This window comes from Shouchella clausii, from assembly GCF_002250115.1.
Classification (GTDB): domain Bacteria; phylum Bacillota; class Bacilli; order Bacillales; family Bacillaceae_D; genus Shouchella; species Shouchella clausii.
Genome location: NZ_CP019985.1, coordinates 2227286 through 2247702, shown reverse-complemented (window position 1 = coordinate 2247702; position 20417 = coordinate 2227286). Strand labels below are relative to the sequence as shown.

Genomic DNA, 20417 nt, shown 5'->3' with positions numbered 1-20417 from the left:
CTCCGAGAAAAAAGGAAAGGCGGCACGATGCCGCCTTTCAAGCCATCATATAGGGTTTAACGTTGTTGTCCGCCCATTTGCTGCTCTGCCATTTGAACGAGGCGTTTTGTGATTTCACCGCCCACAGAACCGTTTGCACGGGAAGTCGTATCAGCGCCAAGGTTTACACCAAATTCGCTTGCGATTTCGTTTTTCATTTGTTCAAGGGCTTGCTCAGCACCAGGTACAACCAAGTTGTTTGAACTTCTATTGTTTGCCATTGTTGTTTCACCTCCCTATACCACTAGAATGACCATTTGCTAAAGAACTATGTATGAGTATTTTTATCCTTATTTATCCATTTGTAATGCTTATATAAAAAGGCGGCTAGTAAACCACCTTGAGGTTGTCGGCAAAGTCGATAACCGCACTCAGACTGATAGAAAGTCTGAAGGCGGCTAGTAAGCCGCCTTCGCCATGTGTATTGAATTAAAACTGTTTGCCACCCATTTGCTGTTCAGCCATTTGCACAAGGCGTTTTGTGATTTCTCCGCCTACTGAACCATTTGCACGAGAAGTGGTATCAGCACCGAGGTTTACGCCAAACTCGCTCGCGATTTCATACTTCATTTGGTCAAGTGCTTGTTCCACACCAGGTACAACCAAGTTGTTTGAGCTTCTGTTGTCTGCCATATCGTTTCACCTCCTTGGGTTTGTACTTCTAGAATGCCAAACAGCAAAAACGTCTATCCGAGGAATGATATGGAAGGACATCACTTTCATTTTGATGAAAAAGCCCTCTGGCTCATAAAGCCAGAGGGCAATCGTGCTATTTGCGCAAAAGTTTCCCGCGCATTTTCATTAACAGTTCGTAAACAATTGGAACGATGACCAAAGTGAGCAAAGTCGAGCTTGTCAAACCGCCAATGACGGTAATGCCTAGCCCTTTCGAAATGAGCCCGCCTCCTTCAGCACCGATTGCAAGTGGAATCAACGCGCCAATCGTAACGAGGGCAGTCATCAAAATTGGACGCAGCCGAACGGTTCCCGCTTCCAAAAGTGCGTCTCTCGTGGAAAGGCCTTCTTTTTCCTTATGGATCACACGGTCAATCAGAACAATTGCATTGGTGACGACAATACCGATTAACATCAATATTCCAATCAACACAGAAATGCTAATGGTTTCCCCTGTCACAAACAAGCCAACAAGGGCGCCAATCACAATAAATGGCAGTGAGAATAGAATCGCAAATGGTGCAAGTCCACCGCCAAAAGTTACGACTAACACAAAGTAAACGATCGCAATCGCAACAAGCATGGCAATTCCTAACTGTGTAAATGACTCTTCGATATCAGCGGTTACGCCTCCGACTTGAACGTCAACCCCTTCAGGAAACTCTAATTCCTCAATTTCATTTAAAACCGTTGTGGAGACGCCAGCTACATCATCAGACAAAATTTTTGCCGATGCTTCCGCATAAATTTGCCCATCCCTTCTTGTAATCGTTGATGAAGATGTCCCTTCTTCAACTGAGACAAGATCGGCAATCGCTACTTGTGTACCAAGTTGCGTTTCCACTTCAACGTCAGTTAGCTCTTCAAGGGAGCCATACTCTTCCTCATTTGTCGCAATCACCACATCAAGCTCTTCCCCATCTGCTTCCACTGTCGTAACGGCGTTATGGTCATCGACCTGGTACAGAGCCATACCAAGCTGTGCTGTTGTCAAACCTAATTCACTCAATCGTTCTTGATCGACTTTCAGCGTGTACTCTTGATAGCGGTCAGCAATAGACGTTTCGGGATCGGCCAAGTCATCGTGCTCCTCTAGAAGCGCTTTGATGTCCTCAACTGCCGGCTCGATGTCTTCTTCCGAATCGCCAAACACCGTTACCGAAAATTCACTTGACCCTACGCCTCCAGTCGCAATGTCTTGCCCAGTCCATGTGCCGTTTTCCGTTACTTCTTCTAACGCCTCGACAACGGCTTCTTTTTCTTGTGTAAAGCCTTCAAAATCATCTTCATATTGAATGTAGAAGATCGCCGAATTATCTCCTGCCTGCATCATGGCCATCGATGAGCTTTGCGCCCCAAGGGAAAGTTGGAATACGTCAATTCCCTCTCTGTCAAGGAGCACTTCCTCGGCTGCATTGACGTCGTTTTCTGCATCTTCAAACGTTGTCCCTGCATTAGGCGAATAAGTGGCAAAAACAAGCTTCTCTTCTTCCTCTGGCAGAAAGCTTACACCGACAAAAGGTGTAAGGAACAAGCTGCCTACTAACAGGGCAACAGCGATAAGCGAAGTGATGATTTTATGGTTAAGAGCCGCTTCCAGTAGACGCCGGTAGCCAGATGCCAACTTCCCTGGCTTTTCTTCTTGCTTTTTATGTTTTTCAGGTGCGCCATTTTTAAAGAGCGAATTTGCCATCATCGGCACAACAGTAATAGCAACAAGCAAAGAGGCAAATAAAGCGAAAATCACCGTTAAGCCAAACGGAAGGAACAACTCTCCAACCATTCCTTCGACAAGCCCGAGCGGCAGGAACACAACCGCTGTCACAATCGTGGAGGATAGAATTGGCTTAAACACTTCTTTTGTTGCATCTTGGATCAATGCACGGCCAGACAGCTTTTCTTCTTTTGAGCCCATACGCCTAAAAATATTTTCGACGACAACAATGGAGTCATCAATAACCCGACCAATGGCAACGGTCATCGCACCAAGAGTCATGATATTTAAAGTAATATCCAACTGCTGAAGCACGATTAAAGCGATAAATAGCGAAACTGGAATGGAGATAACGGAAATCACTGTCGTACGGATATTCCGCAAAAACAACAGAATGATGGCGACTGCAAACAGCGCGCCAAACAGCGCTTTGTTCACCATAGTCGCAACGGATTCTTCAATCGGTTCCGCTTGGTCTGTTGTAATTGATAGCGACAATCCGTCTTCTTCAAAAGAAGCAATTGCTTCTTTAACTTCGTCCGCTACTGCGACTGTGTTGGCATCCCCAGCTTTGACGATTTCGATTCCAATTGCCGTTTGGCCGTTCGTTCTTGAAATCGAATTCGACTCATTGACAACTTCAATGTCAGCTACATCTTCAAGCGCAACCGTTTCAAGCGCAAGCTCAGGCATTTCTCCAGACAGTTCTCCGCCTTCCATGCCTTGCTGCCCTTCAATCGGCCCGCTTCCGTCAGGCATTTCGCCCTCTGGCATTTGTGGCATTTCACCTTCAGGCATGCCGCCTTCAGGCAATTGTCCCATTTCCGGAGAACCACCACCGGCAGGGATGGACGGAAGCTGCAAATTCCGCAAATCATCAAGTGTAGTCACTTTGCCGTCGATGACAACGGACTGTTCTTCACCTGAAAATGTATAAAGCCCTAACGGGAATCGCATCGATGATGCTTCCAACAATTGTGTAACGGTTTCTGCGTCTAGGCCATGTTCGGTAAGCGCCTCTTCCTCAAAAGTAATCTGCACTTCTTTTGTTTCTTGGCCTGCAGCGGTTACAGATTCAATTCCAGGCAAACCCTCTAGCTCAGGAATGATGTCTTGCTCAACACGCTCAGTTAGCTCCGTCAACGATGCGCCTTCCTCAGAAACGCTCAACGTTAAAATAGGAAAAGCACCGAAGTTAATACGGGATACAGTTGGTTCTTCAACCCCATCTGCAAATTCAAGTTGCTCAATCGCCTCTTTTGCCTCTGTTTCAGCCTCATCCATTTCCTTGCTAAATTCATACTCAATTTGAATCGAAGCGAAGTTTTCAAAAGAAGACGAGTTCACGGCCGATACGCCGTCCAAATTTTCTACGGCTTGTTCAATCGGGATCGATACCTCATTGGCAACTTCTTCTGGCGTAGCGCCAGGATAAGCGCCTGATATCGTAACAACTGGTGCATCAATGTCCGGTATCACTTCCCTGTTCATTGTCATCCCTGCATACAAACCGAAGACAATGAGCATAACCGTCAACAGCCAGACGGCAAACTTATTATTCATCGAAAACTGAATAATCGATTTCATGTAGCGTATTCTCCCCTTCTCTCTAATTGCACTTCCTTATCCTATAACGGCCTTTCACAAACAGATGCGTCGACACCGATTGATTTTAGACGTGAAACAATTTCTTCTAAAGAATAAGGTCGTGTTGTCGTTATTTCTCGTACATATGTAGTGGCTTGATTCGTCCAGAGGCCGTCGATAAGCAATGTATATTTTCGTTTCATGTTCCCCCTCCTAAATGTCGCAGTCGCGTCATGACTGACCGGTCAATTTTATACACTTAATCTTAGTTGATTAAACGTCAAAATACAACTGTGCCAACAATTTTACACAAAAAAATTTACAGAAACACAGCTGAAATTCTCCTTTTATGACTGAGTAGTCATTTTTGATTGCTTTGTGGCCATCTAATCTGTTACGATAATGGCAACTCCGAGAGGATGGGAATAGGATGAACGAGAAAAAAACAACAATTATCGAAACGGCGATTCACTTATTTGCCAAAAAAGGCTACTTTTCAACGTCTATTCAAGAAATCGCATCTGAGGCTGGAATCTCAAAAGGTGCTTTTTATTTGCATTTTGAGTCAAAAGACAAGCTGCTTATCGACATTTACCGCTACTATTACGAAAAGATGTCGACTTTATTGGACCGGATTGAGCAAAAAAAGCTAACGCCAAGGAAGGCATTTCAAACGCAAATTGAATTTTTGTTTGCCGAGGTTTCCAAGCATAAAGAGTTTATTATCATGCATTTTCAAGAACAAGTGCTGCCCATTAGCCACGAGGTGCGACAGTTTGTGTACGAGAAAAAGCTCGAGCACTACAATTGGCAAAAGCGGTCATTGTTATCGATCTACGGACAGGAAGCGGAGCGCTATATTCCTGACCTAATCCTGCTGTTTGAAGGGCTAAGTCATTCGCTTTTCAAGCTTCTGCTTCTTACCAAACATCCCCTTAGCCCTAAAAAGACAGCAACTTATTTGCTAAGGCGGCTCGACAACTTGGCAGAAGGGCTGGTTGCTGAGGGCAAAGAGCCATTCGTCTCCGAACAGCGTCTTCAACAGTTAGACTGGCCCTGTTCAGGCAGCACTGAGGAGCAAGTTAAGCAAACACTTTCAGCGATTCGAAAACGATTGCCGACCTTGCACATCCCAGAAGTAAAAAAGCAAGAAGTCCTCGACGCCCTATCTGTATTGCAGGCTGAAATGGGTAAAAAGGAGCCTAAGAAAATCATTTTTCAAGGGATGTTGGCAACGATGGCCACCGTTAAGGAGCTCCGTGAGTTGTGCAACTGTGCCGCTAACCTGCTTGACATCCATTAACTTTACGTGACCACAAGAGAATAGGTTTCATTTTTTAACGAACATAACGCCTGATCACTGTCAAGTTGAGAACATAAAATCCAAAGCAGGCACTCGCCAAATCGCTTTGGATTTTATGTTTTCCTTATACCAGCTCGTTAGTCTTGAACGGTTTTGTTTTTAAAGAAGAGGCCTCTCTCACCGCCTCGTTCAAGTGGGCCATTTTTCATAATCACATATGAAAGACCGGCAGCTGCGAAGCCGACTGCGCCAATGACATGTAAAAAGACAAGATGGTTTTCAACAATCCAAGTAAACAATGTGCGAAGGTCAGCAAACGCCAAATAGGCAATGACAACTAGTGCAACTCCGGTTAAGCCTAACAAGAAACGGACCGTTCCAAAATAAAACCAGACAGAGTTAATACCGAAGCTAACGCCAAACAGAAACACACACCAAAGGAGATCAACCCAGAAATAAAGCAACGGATTGGCAGAACCAACTAATTCGCCCATATGAAAGAGGGGTATATTGATTATTCCTTGGTTAAGCAAAAACGCATTTAGTTGGTAAATACCATTTAACACAGTCATGCAAATGACAATAAACAAGCCAGAGGCAGCTAGCATACTAAACAAAAACTGCTTTCTTGTCCCTCCAAGTGCAAGCGTGTAAACATACCCTTTGTTGTAAACTAAAAACGGATAGATCGCAAACAAGCCATAATAAGGGCCAAACAACGTGCCCATAAATGTGTCTACACTCATTCCTAACACCAGAAAAAACAACCACAATGCAACAGTTATACCCGTCAAAATATAAAACTGCATTCGCATGTCTTCAAACATTAAACGAAAAGGACCTTTCAATGCGTTCATTGCTGCACTTCCTTCTTTTGTTTTTTTGTTAAAGAAACAAGGTAATCTTGAAGCGATGCCTTTTCAATATTTACATGAGCTGCTTTAGCCCGCTCTGCCCATGTTTCAGAAAAGGAATCATCAAGCATGACATTCACGACATTTCCAAGAGTGCGTTCCTCTAAAATGTTATACCCTGCCGTTAGTTCCTCAATGGCCGCTCTCTCCCCAGTCAACAAAATGCCTTGCACCGTTAACATTTCGGTTTCTTCATAACGAATGATCGTTTTCTGATCGACAATCGCAATTTTTTCGCACAAAGGCTTTAATTCATCGATATGATGGGTAGATAACAGAAACATACGTGGATGGTCTTCATACGTTTCTAACAGAACTTCATAGAAAAGCTTTCGCATGTCAGCATCTAGCCCATTCGTTGGTTCATCCATAATTGTGACAGGGGTTTTCGAGGCTAAGCCGATGACAATTTTCGTCAACGTCTGCATCCCTTTTGAAAACTTGCGGATTTTTTTGTGGCGCGGCAGTTCAAATAAATCAACTAGTTCATTCGCTAATTCCCCGTCCCAGTTTTGATAAAAGTACGAAGCGAATCGTAAAGCATCGGTCACATTCCATAACTCTGAAAACGGATGGTTTTCATGCATATAGGCCACATGCCTCATTGACCCACTATAATTGTAGGGCGCAATTCCGTTGACAAGCACCGTGCCGCTCTCTGGCTTTTCTAATCCAGCCAGAAGCTTCATTAATGTTGTTTTGCCTGCACCATTGCGGCCCCAAAGGCCAATAATAATCGGCTCTTTCTCGTTGATTGTTACATTCTTTAGCGCCTTGGTCTCCCCATAGGAAAAGTGCACATTGTTCATTTCAATCATCATAATCCTCCTCAATCAAGCGTATGATCTCTTTTTTTGGTAAATGGATTCGCCTTGCTTCCTCCAGCATCGGCCTCACGTATTGTTGATGAAAGTCAAGTTTGCGCTCAGCTAGAAGTTTGTCTCGTGCTCCTTCTGCGACGAACATGCCAACTCCACGTTGTTTATATACATATCCTCCGTCCACTAACGCCGCCAACCCTTTTTGCGCAGTCGCCCGGTTGATACGATAAAATTGAGAAAGGGCCGTAGTTGAAGGAAGTTGATCTCCCTCTTGCAGTTGGCCGTCAACAATATCATCGGCAATCATTTCTGATATTTGCTGAAAAATCGGCTTCGAATCATCAAAAACGGACTTCACATTCTCGTTCCTTTCTACCGTTGATCGGTTGATTAGTCGTGTAATCAACCATACAGTAAACACCTGTTTTTGTAAACCTGTTTTTTACCCAAAAAAAAGACCAGCCATAAACAGCTGGTCAAAACCGTACTTTATTCATTTACTGCTATCCCTTATTATTTACGGAGGACAAACGCTTGAAATTCTAGCTTTCCGCCAATGGTCTCAGGCGTGACAACCGAGAAGCTTGCTACAGAAAAAAAGCGTGCAAGTATCTTTTTTAGCGCTTGAGCTTGATAAAAAGAAAAAAACCGCTTTGGCTGATAATGGTCCTCTTCCCAGACACCTTCAGAGTCTTCACCACCGTAAACACCTACATAAAACAACGCATCCTTTTTCATCACACGCTTTACTTCCAGCAAAATTGCGGGCAATTCTTGCTTTGGAACATGGAGCAAACAATTCATCGCCCAAACGGCGTCAAAGCAACAGTCAGCAAACTTAAGCTGCTCAAAGCTCATCGCTTCAGCTTTAAGCCCTTTCGCTTTGCAAAGACGAACAGATGCTTCAGACAGATCTGCGCAAAAAACGTCCATCCCATGCGTTTTGAAAAACAGCCCATCGTGCCCTGGGCCAGAGCCCATATCAAGCAATGCCTGTTTGTGTTCGCTCGCTAATTGCTTCATAAAACGTTCTCTTTCTTGTATTTTCCAGCCAGCCATAATGGCTTTTTCACGTTCTTGTACATGTTCGTTATAAGCAGCGGCAATGCTGGCTTTAATCTCCCCGTACATGGTCCCCCTCCTTCTTTAACGCGCTTCTAAAAACTTGCCTAGTTCGACAATCATAGCTCCCATTCGTTCCTTTTCAGGATAGACAATACGTTTGACGCCTTCTTCCGACAGGGCTTCAGCGGTCACTTTGCCGACAGCGCATGCAACTGTCGGGCCAGCAAACATATGCAAGAGCTGCTCGTGCCTTCCTGTTTCACTGGCTCTGGCAAATAGCGCCTTTACTTGTAATGCCGTTGTAAAGCAAACGGCATCGTACTCTTTTTTTTCGAGCAACTCCTCTAAAAACAAGTCAATCGTTTCTCCTTTAGGAGCATAGTGGATATAGGGGAGCCATGTGGACACCACCGCCTTCCCCTCTGTCAAAAACTGCTCCAATGTCGGTGAAGGCAGACCGTACTGCTGAACAATGACTTTTTGGCCGTTCCAGTCGATTTCCTTTAACTGCTCAACTAATTGTGCGGTCGTCCCATCTTCTGACACGATATCCATTGCTATATTTTCTTTCAACAACGCGTTTTTCGCTTTGTAGCCGCGCACAGCAATGCGAGCAGAACGAACTTGCTTTAAAAATGCCTCTTTTACCCCTGCTTCCTCTGCAAAAGCGAGCAGCGTCTGGACACCGATGCCAGTCGTAAAGATAAACCAATCGGGCTGTGTAGCAAGCCCTGATGTTATCGCTTCTGTCACGGTTTCTTGATCTTGAATGACAGTGCCTTGCAACGAACGGACAGCGCTCGTTGCTCCCTGCTTATGTAAAAGCGCCTCCATTTCTTCCGTTTTCCGCGAAGCAGTTAAGGCCACATGTTTTCCTGCTAGTCCTCCCATTTGTGCCACCCCTTTACTCTTAACTATTTTCACTATACCATAGCCTCCACATTCCACACCGCCCTTTCGATGTTTAACAATGACCGATTAGGGAAAGATTAAAAAAACGGAACACGTTAAAAATGGGAGTGAAAAAAATGCTGTGGACCATTATTATCATTATTTTAGTACTGTGGCTGCTAGGCTTGATTGCTGACATTGGCGGAGGGCTCATTAACCTGTTGCTGATTGTTGCTTTAGTCGTTTTTATTTTTCAAATGCTCAACATGCGAAAAGGAAAATCGTAACCCTCTCATAAAAGCGCCGCTGCATCGTGTTGCAGCGGCGCTTTTATTATTAGATTATCCCAGGAAGTTTTAATCTCCGTTAGAGAAGGAATAGCCCCTTACATACTAAAAAAGGAGGGGCATTCACCGATGAAAGCAGTTACCTTTCAAGGCAAAAAGCAGATGGAACCAAAGGAAGTACCTGCACCTTCCATTGAACAAGACACAGACATTATAGTAAAAATTACTGCAAGTGGTATTTGCGGATCGGATTTGCATTTGTATCACGGCGGCATCGTGCCTGAAACCGATTATGTAGTGGGCCATGAACCGATGGGCATCGTCGAGGAAGTCGGGCCAATGGTCAAGTCGTTAAAAAAGGGCGACCGCGTCGTCATTCCTTTTAACGTAAGCTGCGGAGAATGTTTCTTTTGCCAACACCAAATGGAAAGCCAGTGCGACAACTCTAACGGAAATCCTCATTCGGATGCAGGCGGTTTATTTGGTTTTGCTGAGCAGTTTGGAAATTATCCAGGCGGGCAAGCTGAGTATTTGCGCGTTCCTTATGGCGATTTTACGCCGTTTAAGCTACCGGCCGAGAGTGAATTGGATGACGAGCAAGTTGTTTTATTATCGGATGTGATCCCTACTGCTTACTGGAGCGTCAAACATGCCGGCGTTTCGACAGGCGATACGGTTATTATTTTAGGTTGTGGGCCGATTGGCTTAATGGCACAAAAATTTGCTTGGCTTCATGGCGCCAAACGTGTTATTGCTGTTGACCAAGTCGCACACCGCCTTGAACATGGAAAACGGACCAACTTAGTGGAAACCTATAACTTCAGCGATACGCCTGACATAGGCAAACAGCTCTATGAAGACACAGAGGGCGGCGCTGACGTTGTCATTGATTGCGTAGGCATGGATGGCACCGTTCCACCAGGAGAAACATTTGGCTCTAGTGGGGACAACCAATTCGGGACGATCCAGCCAATTGCAACTGCCAGCGAAGCTGTGCGGAAATTCGGCACGGTGCAAATTACCGGCGTATACGGTTCAGAAGCCAACAAATTCCCAATTAACGATTTTTTCACACGCAATGTTTCTTTAAAAATGGGGCAAGCCCCTGTTGTCCATTTAATGCCCACCCTTTACACCATGATTGAAAGAGGAACGATTGACCCAACTGATATCATTACGCATCGAATGGGCATTGAAGACGCCCCAGACGCTTATCGGATATTTGACGAAAAAGAAGACGGCAACATTAAAACGATTTTTAAACTGTAATGAATGTCCCCCATCATTCAACAGACGAGGAGTGATGGGGAATCCAACTGAGCAATGATTTTCGTGGGCAGACAATGACTGGATCCCTCGCATGCGGTGAACGGAGGTTTACCCACAGTCTGATACATGGTTTTTGTTTTCTTGTACACACTAGAGGCATCACAATTGTGGAGGGAAAGCAATGGATATTGTTGACTGGAAGCACACAGCTCCGAATACGGTCAAACTGCCGATGACTTCGGCAACGAGCGGGCTTATGCAAAAAGTGACGGAAAAACTTTTTTGTTTAACAACACAAATTGTCAATGTTTGTTTTATCGGTGACCCTACAAAAGCACACGGCTGGGTGTTAATTGATACAGGCATGCCTGGAAAAAGCGACATGATTACAGAGGCGCTCATCAAGCAATTTGGCGAAAGCAACCCGCCATCAGCGATTCTATTAACACATGGCCATTTTGACCACGTAGGCGGCGCTTTTGATCTTGCACAAAAATGGGATGTCCCTATCTACATTCACCCCGACGAGCTGCCTTATGTAACAGGCGAAAAAGCTTATCCGAAACCGGACGCCACTGTCGAAGGAGGGGTAGTAGCCAAGCTATCCCGCTTCTTTCCAAATGAACCGATCCAGCTTGACGACTATGTTAAGCCACTCCCAGACAAGCTTGATTTCGCCGGGCTTGAGAATGAATGGACATGGCTGCACGTACCTGGGCATTCCCCTGGACAAGTTGCCTTTTTCCGTGAGCGGGACAAAGCTTTGCTATCAGCAGATGCGATTATTACTGTGAAGCAAGACGAGTTATTTGACGTCATCACCCAAAATCAAGAAATTCAAGGTCCGCCCCGCTATTGGACCACCGATTGGACAGCGGCACATCGCTCCGTCCAAAAGCTCCGGTCATTAGATCCAGCCGTTCTCGTTCCTGGCCATGGATTGCCTCTTTTCGGCCAAGAGCTCCGCGACAGCCTTGCTGTCCTTGACCAGCAATTTGAACGCATCGCTGTTCCTGATTATGGGAAGTATGTGCAGTAACTTAGGAGCTCCCGTCTGGCAATATGCATTGCCTGTCATTTCCAAAGAGCCCCTTCTGTTTTAAAAGTTTCCGTACCGGGTAGGTAGTCCAAGAACACTACCATATTCGCCGGGAGGGATATCATTGTTTAAGCGTATTGATAAACTGCAAATTGATTTGCCCGAACTAAACGAACCTGATCCAGAATCAGCTGGCGTAGTGCAAGAATTGTTAGGCGGCCGCTTTGGCGAAATGTCGACACTGAACAATTATATGTTCCAATCGTTTAATTTTCGCAGCAAAAAAAAGCTCCGTCCTTTTTATGAATTGATAGCGAGCATTACAGCAGAGGAACTTGGCCATGTAGAGCTTGTCGCCAATACGATCAATCTATGTTTGGACGGCTCCGTTGGCAATGGCAGCACCAACCCAGACCATGCTCCGCTTAAAGAAGTTCAAGGCATTGGCAACAAATTCAACTTTTTGCTTGGCGGTCAAAATGCGCTGCCGACCGATTCCAGTGGCAAACCATGGACAGGCGATAATGTATTTTCGAGTGGCAACTTAGTCCATGACCTGCTTCACAATTTTTATTTAGAATGCGGCGCCCGCACCCATAAAATGCGTGTTTACCAAATGACAGAGAATGAAACTGCACGGGAGTTAATCGGTTATTTGCTCGTTCGAGGAAGTGTCCACGCTGTTGCATATGCTCGGGCGCTTGAAGAAATCACAGGCGTCAATATGACGAAATTGCTGCCTATCCCAGACTTGGATAACAGCAAATTCGACCACGCGCACAAATATGAGGCAATGGGCGTGCACCGTAAGCTTTATCGTTTCAGCGATGATGATTATCAATTGCTTAACCGCATTTGGTCTGGCCCGACGCCGATCGGCCCTCCAGGTGAATTAGAAGTCGTCGATGGGACGCCAGAAGGTGGAAAGATACCTGATCTTGACCCTGTGCCAGAAGAATATGCACCTGGTTTTGATGAAGAACAGTTTAGAGAACTCTCCAAGCGTTTGCAATATGAAGCTGGGTTATAACAAAAACACGTTTGACAAGTAAAACGCCTTTGCATCTCGAGGCGTTTTATTTGTTGTCCCTTTCTGCATCTTGACCATGAAGCACCTTTCGACTGGTTTGATATGGAGCGAACAGGGGTAAAGGACATTGTCTTGCAATATTCAACCAGATGAAAGGAAAAAACAAATGCATTTTCTGCACCTTTTTCCGCGCATGCTAAAAAAATTCAAAAATTTGTCCATACGTCAATTTCGTTACGAGATAAAAGCAAACGTTTGGGTCATTTGCTTGTTGTATGCAATCGTAGGCGTTTGCTTGGTTGCGATTGCTTATTGGGTTGACATGGAGCTGTCTTTAGGTGGAGCAGTACCCCACTTTTTTCAGGCAGACTATGAATTGACGCGGCAAATCGTCAGCTCACTCGTAGCTGGAATCATAACGCTAAATGCATTTACATTAAACTCGATTTTAGTTGTCCTGACGAATTTTTCTGGGCAATTTACGCCGCGGATGTTGACGACGTTTATTTCTGATAAGCGCACCCAACATGTGATGGGGATTTTTAATTTGGTGTTTGTGTTTATTCTTTTTTCGTTTTTTCTGCTTGATCAACAAGTGACCAATTATTATTTTGCGATTCCGACGATGACGGTTCTGTTTATGTTGACTGCTGTTGCTGCCTTTATTTATTTCATTAACCACTCTGTTAATTGGATGCAAGTCCCGAATATTATGTTCAATATGAAATGCGAATCGAAAAACCAAATACTAGAAACGCTTGGAAAGGATTTGGAGCCTTTCAGGACACGGGAACCGAACGGGTCTCCGAATGATCTTTGCAACAAGGAGGCCATTACTGTTTGTGCAGCCAAGTCAGGCTACATTCAAATCGTCAATTACAAAAGCCTCGTAAGGTATGCACAAAAAAACGATCTCATCATTCGATTTGAGAAACGGATCGGCGAGTTTGTCTTGGAAGGTACGCCGCTGATGACTTATTGGGAAAGGGGAAGCAACCATGCAAACGTGGAAAGGTTGCGGCAATGGGTGTATATTGGCGCAAAAAAAACAGAAGTTCAAGACCTTGAATTTGGCATTAACAAGCTAAAAGAAATTGCGATTAAGTCGATTGGCAATGACGACCCTGATACAGCTTCGAACGCGATTTTCCAGTTGACGGATTTGCTCTTGTCGATTTCAAAAGTAACTCGTTTTACGCCTTACTTGACTGATCAAAAAAACGACCTGCGCGTCATTATTAAAAAAGAAACATTTGAATTTTATCTGTACTCCACCTTCTCCCACATCACCATTTATGCCCAAGACGATCCTGTGATCACCAATGATGTACTTGAGGCCGTCTGCCTTCTCGTCGAATCAATCGATTCTTCTTATTATCAAATTTCTTGGGAATTCGCTCTTATGGTCGCAAAAGGCTATCGCGCACCTTTTACGTTCAATTATACGAGGAGCCATTTTCTTGACAGCTTGGAAAAAATAGCGAACACTACAGGAAACCAAGAGGGGTACCAATCGTTTTTGGAAGAAGTCAAACAACAGGCTGAAGCGGACTCAGGTTCGTAGGCAATTTTTCGCGCCTTTTTGTATACTAAGTCTGTACCTTATTTCATTTTAGGAGGAATGTTGTGAACAAAATAACAAGCATAACTGGAGTTCTTTTAGCCGCTTTGACACTTGGCGGCTGTGCCAGCAATGAAACAACGATTACAATTGGCCACAACAATTATGCAGAGTCAATTGCTTTTGCCCATTTGTGGAAAACGGTTTTAGAGGACCAAGGTTATCAAGTGGAACTTTCCCTTGTGGAGAAAGCAATGCTTTTTAATGGAGTCGAAAACGGCGATATCGATATTGGCTTTAATACTTGGCTCCCTTTCACTGACCAAGCATACGTCTCACTCGATTCAGAAGAAATAGACGTGCAGGCTGATGGCGTCCTGTACGAAGGGACAACCTTGGGGCTGGCTGTCCCTTCGTATATGGATGATGCGGAAACAATTGAAGACTTAGCTGGCTATTTCGACGAGCTAAAGGGAACAATTACAGGGATTGATCCAGGCTCGGCGTTAATGCAATTGACGCAAGACGAAGTCATGGACCATTACGGCTTGGAAGAGTTTACTTTACAATCCTCTTCTGAACAAGCAATGATTGCCGAACTTGATGCCCGTTACAAAAACGAGGAACCGATTGTCGTCACTCTTTGGAGCCCTCATTGGACATTTGGATCTTACGATTTAAAGTTCCTAGAAGACCCAGATCGTATTTATGGCGAAGCGGATGATATTTATTATATGGCACGCAATGGCTTAGCAGAAGACGAACCGGATCTTATTCATTGGCTGAATAATTGCTATTTTACAGAGGAAACGCTGTCTGAACTTCTTACACTGCAACAACAGTATGAAGATGATATTGACGGGGCTGTAGCGGAATGGATCGAAAAACACGAAGATCTTGTACACGCATGGCTGGAAGGCTAAACGAAAGGCAAGCGCGAAAAACCCCTTCTCCCTAAAAGAGAAGGGGTTCATTCTATTCGATTTCCATCGCTTCCTTAGGCGTTAAAAACACATCAACCGTGTTGATTTGGTAGCCTTCAAACGAATTGACTTTAAACGTATATTTGCCATAGGTGAGCGTTTCTTCTTCTTGAAGATCGTATTTTTGTGTGAGCATCCAGCCGCCAATTGTGTCTGCGTCTTCATCGTCCATATCAATGTGGAGCAACTCATTTAACTCGCTAATAAGTGTCTGCCCGCTAATACGGTAGTGATGCTCGGCAATTTTTTGAATATGCGGTTCTTCTTCAATGTCAAATTCATCATTGATTTCGCCGACGATTTCTTCAATGATGTCCTCCATCGTGACCAAACCAGCCGTTCCACCGTATTCATCAAAAAGGATCGCCATGTGGCTCTGGTTTTTCTGCATTTCCACAAGAATGTCACGAATAGGAACGGACTCAATGATTGTAATGGCAGGACGCATAATTTCCCTTAAATCTAATGGATGGTCTGGTTCATACGCCAGCTTTCCTAACAACTCTCGCACATTGACAATCCCGAGGACATGGTCCTTATCTCCATCTGTGACAGGATAGCGGGTATATTTTTGGTCACGGATTTTCGCAAGGATTTCATCCATATCGTCGTCAATCGTAAGTGTGGCCATTTCCGTCCGCGGAACCATAATTTCTTTGGCAATCCGCTCATCAAACTCAAAAATCTTGTTCACATAATTGTATTCCGCTTGGTTAATCTCTCCGCCTTTGTAGCTTTCCGACAAAATCAAGCGCAACTCTTCCTCACTATGCGTCACTTCATGTTCACTCATTGGCTGGAACCCAAAAGCTTTAATGATTACACGGGCAGAACCGTTCAAAAGCCATATAAACGGGTAGAGCAAGTGATAAAACCAGATGAGTGGCCGTGCAATCCAAAGCGTCACCTGTTCAGCTCGTTGAATTGCGATCGTCTTCGGAGCAAGTTCGCCAATGACAACATGCAAAAACGTTGCAAATAGAAAAGAGATAAGAAACGAAATCGTTGTTACTAGCGTATCGCTAATCGCAAAGGAGCCAATGACCGGATGGAGCATCCGCTCAAATGTCGGCTCTGCCAAACGACCAATCCCGAGGGCCGTAATCGTGATTCCAAGTTGGCAGGCAGATAAATACTCGTCCAAGTGGGTAACGACTTTTTTCGCCGCTAACGCGCGTTTGCTGCCGCCCTCAATATGGGGTTCAAGTTGTGTGCTTCGTATTTTTACAATCGCAAACTCAGACGCAACGAAAAACGCAGTTAACGCAATTAAAACCGCTACGCCGGTCAGATTAATAATTATGCCTATGTCCAATCAATTCCCTTATATAAGGGATTCACCTCCGCAATTGATTCGTGGATTGACGTTCATTTAATACAGCTTCGTTTAGCCTTTTCATCATCACATCGCCTTCTTTCAAGCCACCTTTCTCGGTAGTATTTACAATTGGCTCAATTTCATTAGAAAACATGAGTAATTGACCAAAGGCTAATGAAATGTAGCTGTTTTGTCTGCATGCAAGAAAAGTTTCTGCTTAGTGGCAAACAAAGTCATGAGACCGCTCCATTTTATACTTAATTTATTATTATAACGAATATATGTTAAGATACGATTAATAAACCATGTAAAAATGTCGCAATTGCTCATTATTGTCTTAAAGCGTTTATCTAACTTAATCCAGCATGTCTAGTCGCGGAGTACTGCCGTAAAAAACGCCAGCAATTTTTGCCAGCGCCCGTATCTTTATTCAAATTCATTTCTAAGTTTTATCCCCGATCAACCGCTGCTGCGTTCAATCAATTTGCCATGAACAACGAGCCTTCCCTCTGTTGGGTGAAGGCGATAATCGCATGTGGAAAGGGTAATAATTTGATCGTTTACAGTTACCTCTGTTTCAGTTTGAAAAAGCGAGCGTTCTTGAATGTCTGTTAAAAAAGCTTCGTACGCATCATCTGACTGAAAATCGGTTTCTATATAGTAAAAATCTGTTTTCGTTTGGTAAACAGAAAAGACTTCAATGTCATACTGCGCGTCTGTTGTGTCATAAAATATGTCTGGCTGGTTATAAAAAAATGACTGGTCCGTAAAGGCAGTAAGGTCGCTGAACATAGACGAGTCTTTCATACGATGCCCGTATAAGATACGGTTTCGCTCCTCTCCCCCAATGTGGTTGCGGTAATCCATAAAAATACTGCCTGCTCTCGTTTCCTCGCCTTTATAGTTGCGATTTAAGTAATATTCATTATCGCGCCCTTGCAAGACTGGATAATCAATATTGGTTCCGCCAATAAAAATCCAGCCGACTATGTCATCATTGATCGCATGCAAACCTGAAAAAGCCGATTGCTGCAAGTCCTGTAAGGCAGTGCCTTCTTTGCCTTGTCTAGCGGTTTGGCTATTGCTCCTAACGTACAGCTGTTGTGCTTCCGCCAATACCGTTCGGTTGTTCCAGTAATCGTAACCGATTTGGACCAAGTTGGCGCAAGCATAAACAAATACGCCTGCGAACAGGAGAGATATGCTTTTGCTAATTGCTTGTTTCAATGCTCTCCCCCCCTTTCTAAATACCAACTGGCAACAAGACGAGGCCTGCTTCCGCGTCATCGCGCAAAACTGCACGAACACCATAGATATTTTCCACCATTTCTTCCGTCACCACTTCTCTTGGCAAGCCAGCTTTGATAATGCTTCCTGCCTGCATAACGATGAGCTCATCGCTGTATTGGATGGCTTGGTTTAAATCATGGAGCACCATCACAATTGTTGTCTTTTTTAACCGATTTAGTGAGCGCACAAGTTCCAATACTTCTAACTGATGGTACAAATCAAGGTACGTAGTCGGTTCGTCTAAAAGCAGGATGTTTGTTTTTTGTGCAAGCGCTAACGCAATCCAAGCGCGCTGTTGCTCGCCTCCAGAAAGAGACAACAACGGCAAATGGGCCTTGTTTTCTAATTTAGTCGCTTCAAGCGCTTCATTTACCGCAAGCTCGTCCTCTTCTTTCCAGTTGGAAAATCGTTTCCGATAAGGAAAGCGCCCATACGCGACTAATTTTTTGACTGTAATGTCAGCCGGTGCTTCATTTTGCTGGTACACAACCGCCAAATGTCGAGCCAATTCTTTCGCCCGGTAAGAAGAAAGCGTCTTGCCGTCTACTACGACTTCGCCTTTTATAGGAGTCAGGCGATTTGCTAGCAAGGAGAGCAATGTCGACTTTCCAGAGCCATTCGGGCCAATGATTGTAGTAATAGCCCCTGGGCGGATCGCGGCATTAATGTGTTTGATTGTCTTTTCATGATAACGATAAGAAAACGATAAATTACGAATGTCCATTCATTTGCTCCCTCTTTCTCAACAAGAAAATCAGGAATGGGCCGCCAATGATCGACATGAGAATCGATGCAGGAATCTCATTCGGTGCAAGGAGAAGGCGCCCAATCGTGTCAGCTGCGAGCAAAAGACTTGCGCCAGCCAATGCGCAAAATGGCAACAGCATTTTATAATCGGACCCAACTAACTGCCGACCGATATGGGGCACAAGCAGCCCTAAAAAGGCAATCACACCAGCAATCGCCGTCGCCGTCGACGCAAGCACCACCGCTGCAAACGAAACAAGAAGCCTTGCAGGAATGACACGCATGCCGAGGCTGCTTGCTGTGCGATCATTTAAAACTAATAAATTGCATATCGAATACAGGCAAAGGGAGAGCACAATCGCCACCCCGCCATAAAACAGCATAACGTTGGCGTCTGCCCATGTTTTCATCGACAATGTCGACGTCGTGGCTGCTGATATGCTTGTAACCGAATAGCTGCCTCTGTAATTAAATGCTTCGGCAAGACCGCTAAACGTTGCGTGGATAGCCACGCCAATCAATACGAGCTTTAAAGGATGTAAACCGTCTTTCCAAGATAATGAGTAAACGAGGCCACAGGCGATCATGCCGCCAAGAAAGGCAAACAGTGGCATATAATAAAACAGTTGCGGGAAGATCGTAACCGCTAATAACGCCGTAAAATTAGCTCCTGACGAAATGCCGATAATACTCGGGTCGGCAATCGGGTTGCGCATGACAGCTTGCAACAACGCGCCAGCAACCGCTAAAGCAGCACCGGCAAAACTGGCGATAATGATACGCGGAAAGCGGAGATCATAAATGACATTGACTTCTTCATCTGCTTTGCTAATAACCCCGTGCACAAGCTGTGAAAAGGGCACACGAATGCTGCCGCTCATCACCGACCAGTACAACAAGCCTAGTAGCAATCCAGCAAGACTAATAAACACAACCGTCTTTTTCATTTAATCGCCCGCCTCTGGATAGAGCATCGCTTCTAGTTCATCTAACGCTTCAACTACAGCGATATTGCCAGTCGTCCCAAACAACAGTTCTTCTAAATCATAAACGCGCCCATTTTTGACAGCGTTAAAATGTTTCCAAATGTCATTGGTTTTAAATTCCTCATCAAACATTTCAACGACTTCCTCTGGCATCCCATGGGCAGCTCGCAAAATCACATCTGGATTGGCCTGTTGCAAATATTCCGTATTGGACGCTAAATACTCAGCCTCCTCTTCTCCTTGAACAATATTTTCCCCGCCTGCAAGACGGACAAGGTCGCCAATGTAAGAATGCTCAGTCGCGACCAAATAACTTCCTGGCACTCCCATTAAAATCAATACGGACGGCGAATCGGCTTCCTTTGTCTGTTTTTGCAGCTCACTAATCCGTTCATTAAAACGAGCGACGAGACGATTGGCTTGTTCTTCCCGTTGATAAGTCTCACCCATTTCCAAAATTTCTTCACTCATCGCTTCCACGCTTTGAAAGTTCAAAAACTTAGCGTCAATAGCAGCTTGAGCAAACGGCTCTTCCAAGTCAGCCTCTAGCGTTGTCACACTCCAAACGACATCAGGGTCCAAACTGCGAATTTGTTCCATATCTGGGCTCATTGGATTGCCAATTTCCGTGACATTTTCATAACGTTCCGGCAGCTCCTTGTAGCTAGTCGGAATGCCGACAAGCTCCAAGTTAAGGGCATCGGCTAATTCTGTTGCAGAGACAGTCGTCGCCACGATCCGCGCTGCCTGCCCGTCTAATGATTCGACTCCCTCCTCCGCTTTTTTTCCAGTAGCCCCTTCACTCGCTGGCTGACACGATGCAAGCATCACGGTTGCTGCCGCTATACCAACGGTTGTTCTCAGTTTCATTGCAAACAAGCTCCTTTTTAAAAGCCCT

Annotated in this window: 21 protein-coding genes; 7 read left to right on the top strand and 14 right to left on the bottom strand. The window is 44.7% G+C overall.

The annotated features are described in order from the left end of the window. Nucleotides 1-56: 56 nt before the first annotated feature. The 4 genes from BC8716_RS10685 to BC8716_RS22305 form a co-directional block, all read right to left on the bottom strand. Nucleotides 57-260 carry an alpha/beta-type small acid-soluble spore protein gene (locus BC8716_RS10685; RefSeq protein ID WP_011248242.1) on the bottom strand — a complete coding sequence of 68 codons (204 nt, stop codon included), beginning with the start codon at nt 258-260 and terminating at the stop codon, nt 57-59. Between the two features lie 208 nt (nt 261-468). Beyond that, entirely contained in the window at nt 469-672 is a 204-nt protein-coding gene (locus tag BC8716_RS10680; protein WP_062745776.1) for an alpha/beta-type small acid-soluble spore protein, read from the bottom strand. Nucleotides 673-808: 136 nt separating this feature from the next. After that, nucleotides 809-4015, bottom strand: a complete 3207-nt coding sequence (locus tag BC8716_RS10675) for an efflux RND transporter permease subunit (protein ID WP_094425544.1) — start codon at nt 4013-4015, stop codon at nt 809-811. 41 nt (nt 4016-4056) lie between these two features. Then, on the bottom strand, nt 4057-4218 hold the full coding sequence (locus BC8716_RS22305) for a hypothetical protein (RefSeq protein WP_157730414.1): 162 nt from the start codon (nt 4216-4218) through the stop codon (nt 4057-4059). Between the two features lie 227 nt (nt 4219-4445). On the opposite strand from BC8716_RS22305, the gene BC8716_RS10670 reads away from it, so the two are divergent. Then, nucleotides 4446-5318, top strand: a complete 873-nt coding sequence (locus BC8716_RS10670; RefSeq protein WP_094425542.1) for a TetR/AcrR family transcriptional regulator — start codon at nt 4446-4448, stop codon at nt 5316-5318. A gap of 137 nt (nt 5319-5455) precedes the next feature. On the opposite strand, the gene BC8716_RS10665 is transcribed toward BC8716_RS10670, so the two are convergent. The 5 genes from BC8716_RS10665 to BC8716_RS10645 form a co-directional block, all read right to left on the bottom strand. Beyond that, nucleotides 5456-6175, bottom strand: coding sequence for a hypothetical protein (locus BC8716_RS10665; RefSeq protein ID WP_094425540.1), 720 nt, complete (start codon nt 6173-6175; stop codon nt 5456-5458). Continuing rightward, the gene (locus BC8716_RS10660; protein WP_094425538.1) at nt 6172-7050 is read right to left on the bottom strand and encodes an ABC transporter ATP-binding protein; all 879 of its coding nucleotides are present in this window, start codon (nt 7048-7050) and stop codon (nt 6172-6174) included. Before BC8716_RS10660 ends, BC8716_RS10665 begins: the two co-directional genes overlap by 4 nt. Further along, nucleotides 7043-7411 (bottom strand): GntR family transcriptional regulator, encoded by a 369-nt coding sequence (locus BC8716_RS10655; protein WP_011248248.1) that lies wholly within the window; start codon nt 7409-7411, stop codon nt 7043-7045. Before BC8716_RS10655 ends, BC8716_RS10660 begins: the two co-directional genes overlap by 8 nt. A 155-nt stretch (nt 7412-7566) precedes the next feature. Then, nucleotides 7567-8184, bottom strand: a complete 618-nt coding sequence (locus BC8716_RS10650) for a class I SAM-dependent methyltransferase (protein WP_094425536.1) — start codon at nt 8182-8184, stop codon at nt 7567-7569. A 15-nt stretch (nt 8185-8199) separates the two neighbouring features. After that, nucleotides 8200-9042 (bottom strand): uroporphyrinogen-III synthase, encoded by an 843-nt coding sequence (locus BC8716_RS10645; RefSeq protein WP_157730412.1) that lies wholly within the window; start codon nt 9040-9042, stop codon nt 8200-8202. A 104-nt stretch (nt 9043-9146) separates the two neighbouring features. On the opposite strand from BC8716_RS10645, the gene BC8716_RS22300 reads away from it, so the two are divergent. The 6 genes from BC8716_RS22300 (at nt 9147) to BC8716_RS10620 (ending at nt 15118) form a co-directional block, all read left to right on the top strand. Continuing rightward, nucleotides 9147-9296, top strand: a complete 150-nt coding sequence (locus BC8716_RS22300) for a lmo0937 family membrane protein (protein WP_011248251.1) — start codon at nt 9147-9149, stop codon at nt 9294-9296. A 129-nt stretch (nt 9297-9425) separates the two neighbouring features. Then, entirely contained in the window at nt 9426-10565 is a 1140-nt protein-coding gene (locus BC8716_RS10640; protein ID WP_094425532.1) for an alcohol dehydrogenase catalytic domain-containing protein, read from the top strand. Between the two features lie 181 nt (nt 10566-10746). Continuing rightward, on the top strand, nt 10747-11604 hold the full coding sequence (locus BC8716_RS10635; protein WP_094425530.1) for an MBL fold metallo-hydrolase: 858 nt from the start codon (nt 10747-10749) through the stop codon (nt 11602-11604). A gap of 124 nt (nt 11605-11728) precedes the next feature. Then, entirely contained in the window at nt 11729-12634 is a 906-nt protein-coding gene (locus BC8716_RS10630; RefSeq protein ID WP_062745763.1) for a manganese catalase family protein, read from the top strand. Between the two features lie 127 nt (nt 12635-12761). After that, on the top strand, nt 12762-14198 hold the full coding sequence (locus tag BC8716_RS10625; RefSeq protein ID WP_257251663.1) for a DUF2254 domain-containing protein: 1437 nt from the start codon (nt 12762-12764) through the stop codon (nt 14196-14198). A gap of 62 nt (nt 14199-14260) precedes the next feature. Next, entirely contained in the window at nt 14261-15118 is an 858-nt protein-coding gene (locus BC8716_RS10620; RefSeq protein WP_094425528.1) for a glycine betaine ABC transporter substrate-binding protein, read from the top strand. A 52-nt stretch (nt 15119-15170) separates the two neighbouring features. Here BC8716_RS10620 and BC8716_RS10615 read toward each other — a convergent pair whose 3' ends face one another. The 5 genes from BC8716_RS10615 to isdE all read right to left on the bottom strand — a co-directional run bounded on the left by BC8716_RS10615 (nt 15171) and on the right by isdE (nt 20389). Then, nucleotides 15171-16493 (bottom strand): hemolysin family protein, encoded by a 1323-nt coding sequence (locus tag BC8716_RS10615; protein WP_094425526.1) that lies wholly within the window; start codon nt 16491-16493, stop codon nt 15171-15173. 462 nt (nt 16494-16955) lie between these two features. After that, nucleotides 16956-17783, bottom strand: a complete 828-nt coding sequence (gene srtB / locus BC8716_RS10610; protein ID WP_406550711.1) for a class B sortase — start codon at nt 17781-17783, stop codon at nt 16956-16958. Further along, entirely contained in the window at nt 17740-18510 is a 771-nt protein-coding gene (locus tag BC8716_RS10605) for an ABC transporter ATP-binding protein (RefSeq protein ID WP_094425522.1), read from the bottom strand. Before BC8716_RS10605 ends, srtB begins: the two co-directional genes overlap by 44 nt. Continuing rightward, nucleotides 18497-19480 carry a FecCD family ABC transporter permease gene (locus BC8716_RS10600; RefSeq protein WP_094425521.1) on the bottom strand — a complete coding sequence of 328 codons (984 nt, stop codon included), beginning with the start codon at nt 19478-19480 and terminating at the stop codon, nt 18497-18499. The genes BC8716_RS10605 and BC8716_RS10600 overlap by 14 nt, the downstream gene beginning before the upstream one ends. After that, nucleotides 19481-20389, bottom strand: coding sequence for a heme ABC transporter substrate-binding protein IsdE (isdE, locus tag BC8716_RS10595; RefSeq protein ID WP_094425519.1), 909 nt, complete (start codon nt 20387-20389; stop codon nt 19481-19483). Between the last annotated feature and the right edge of the window lie 28 nt (nt 20390-20417).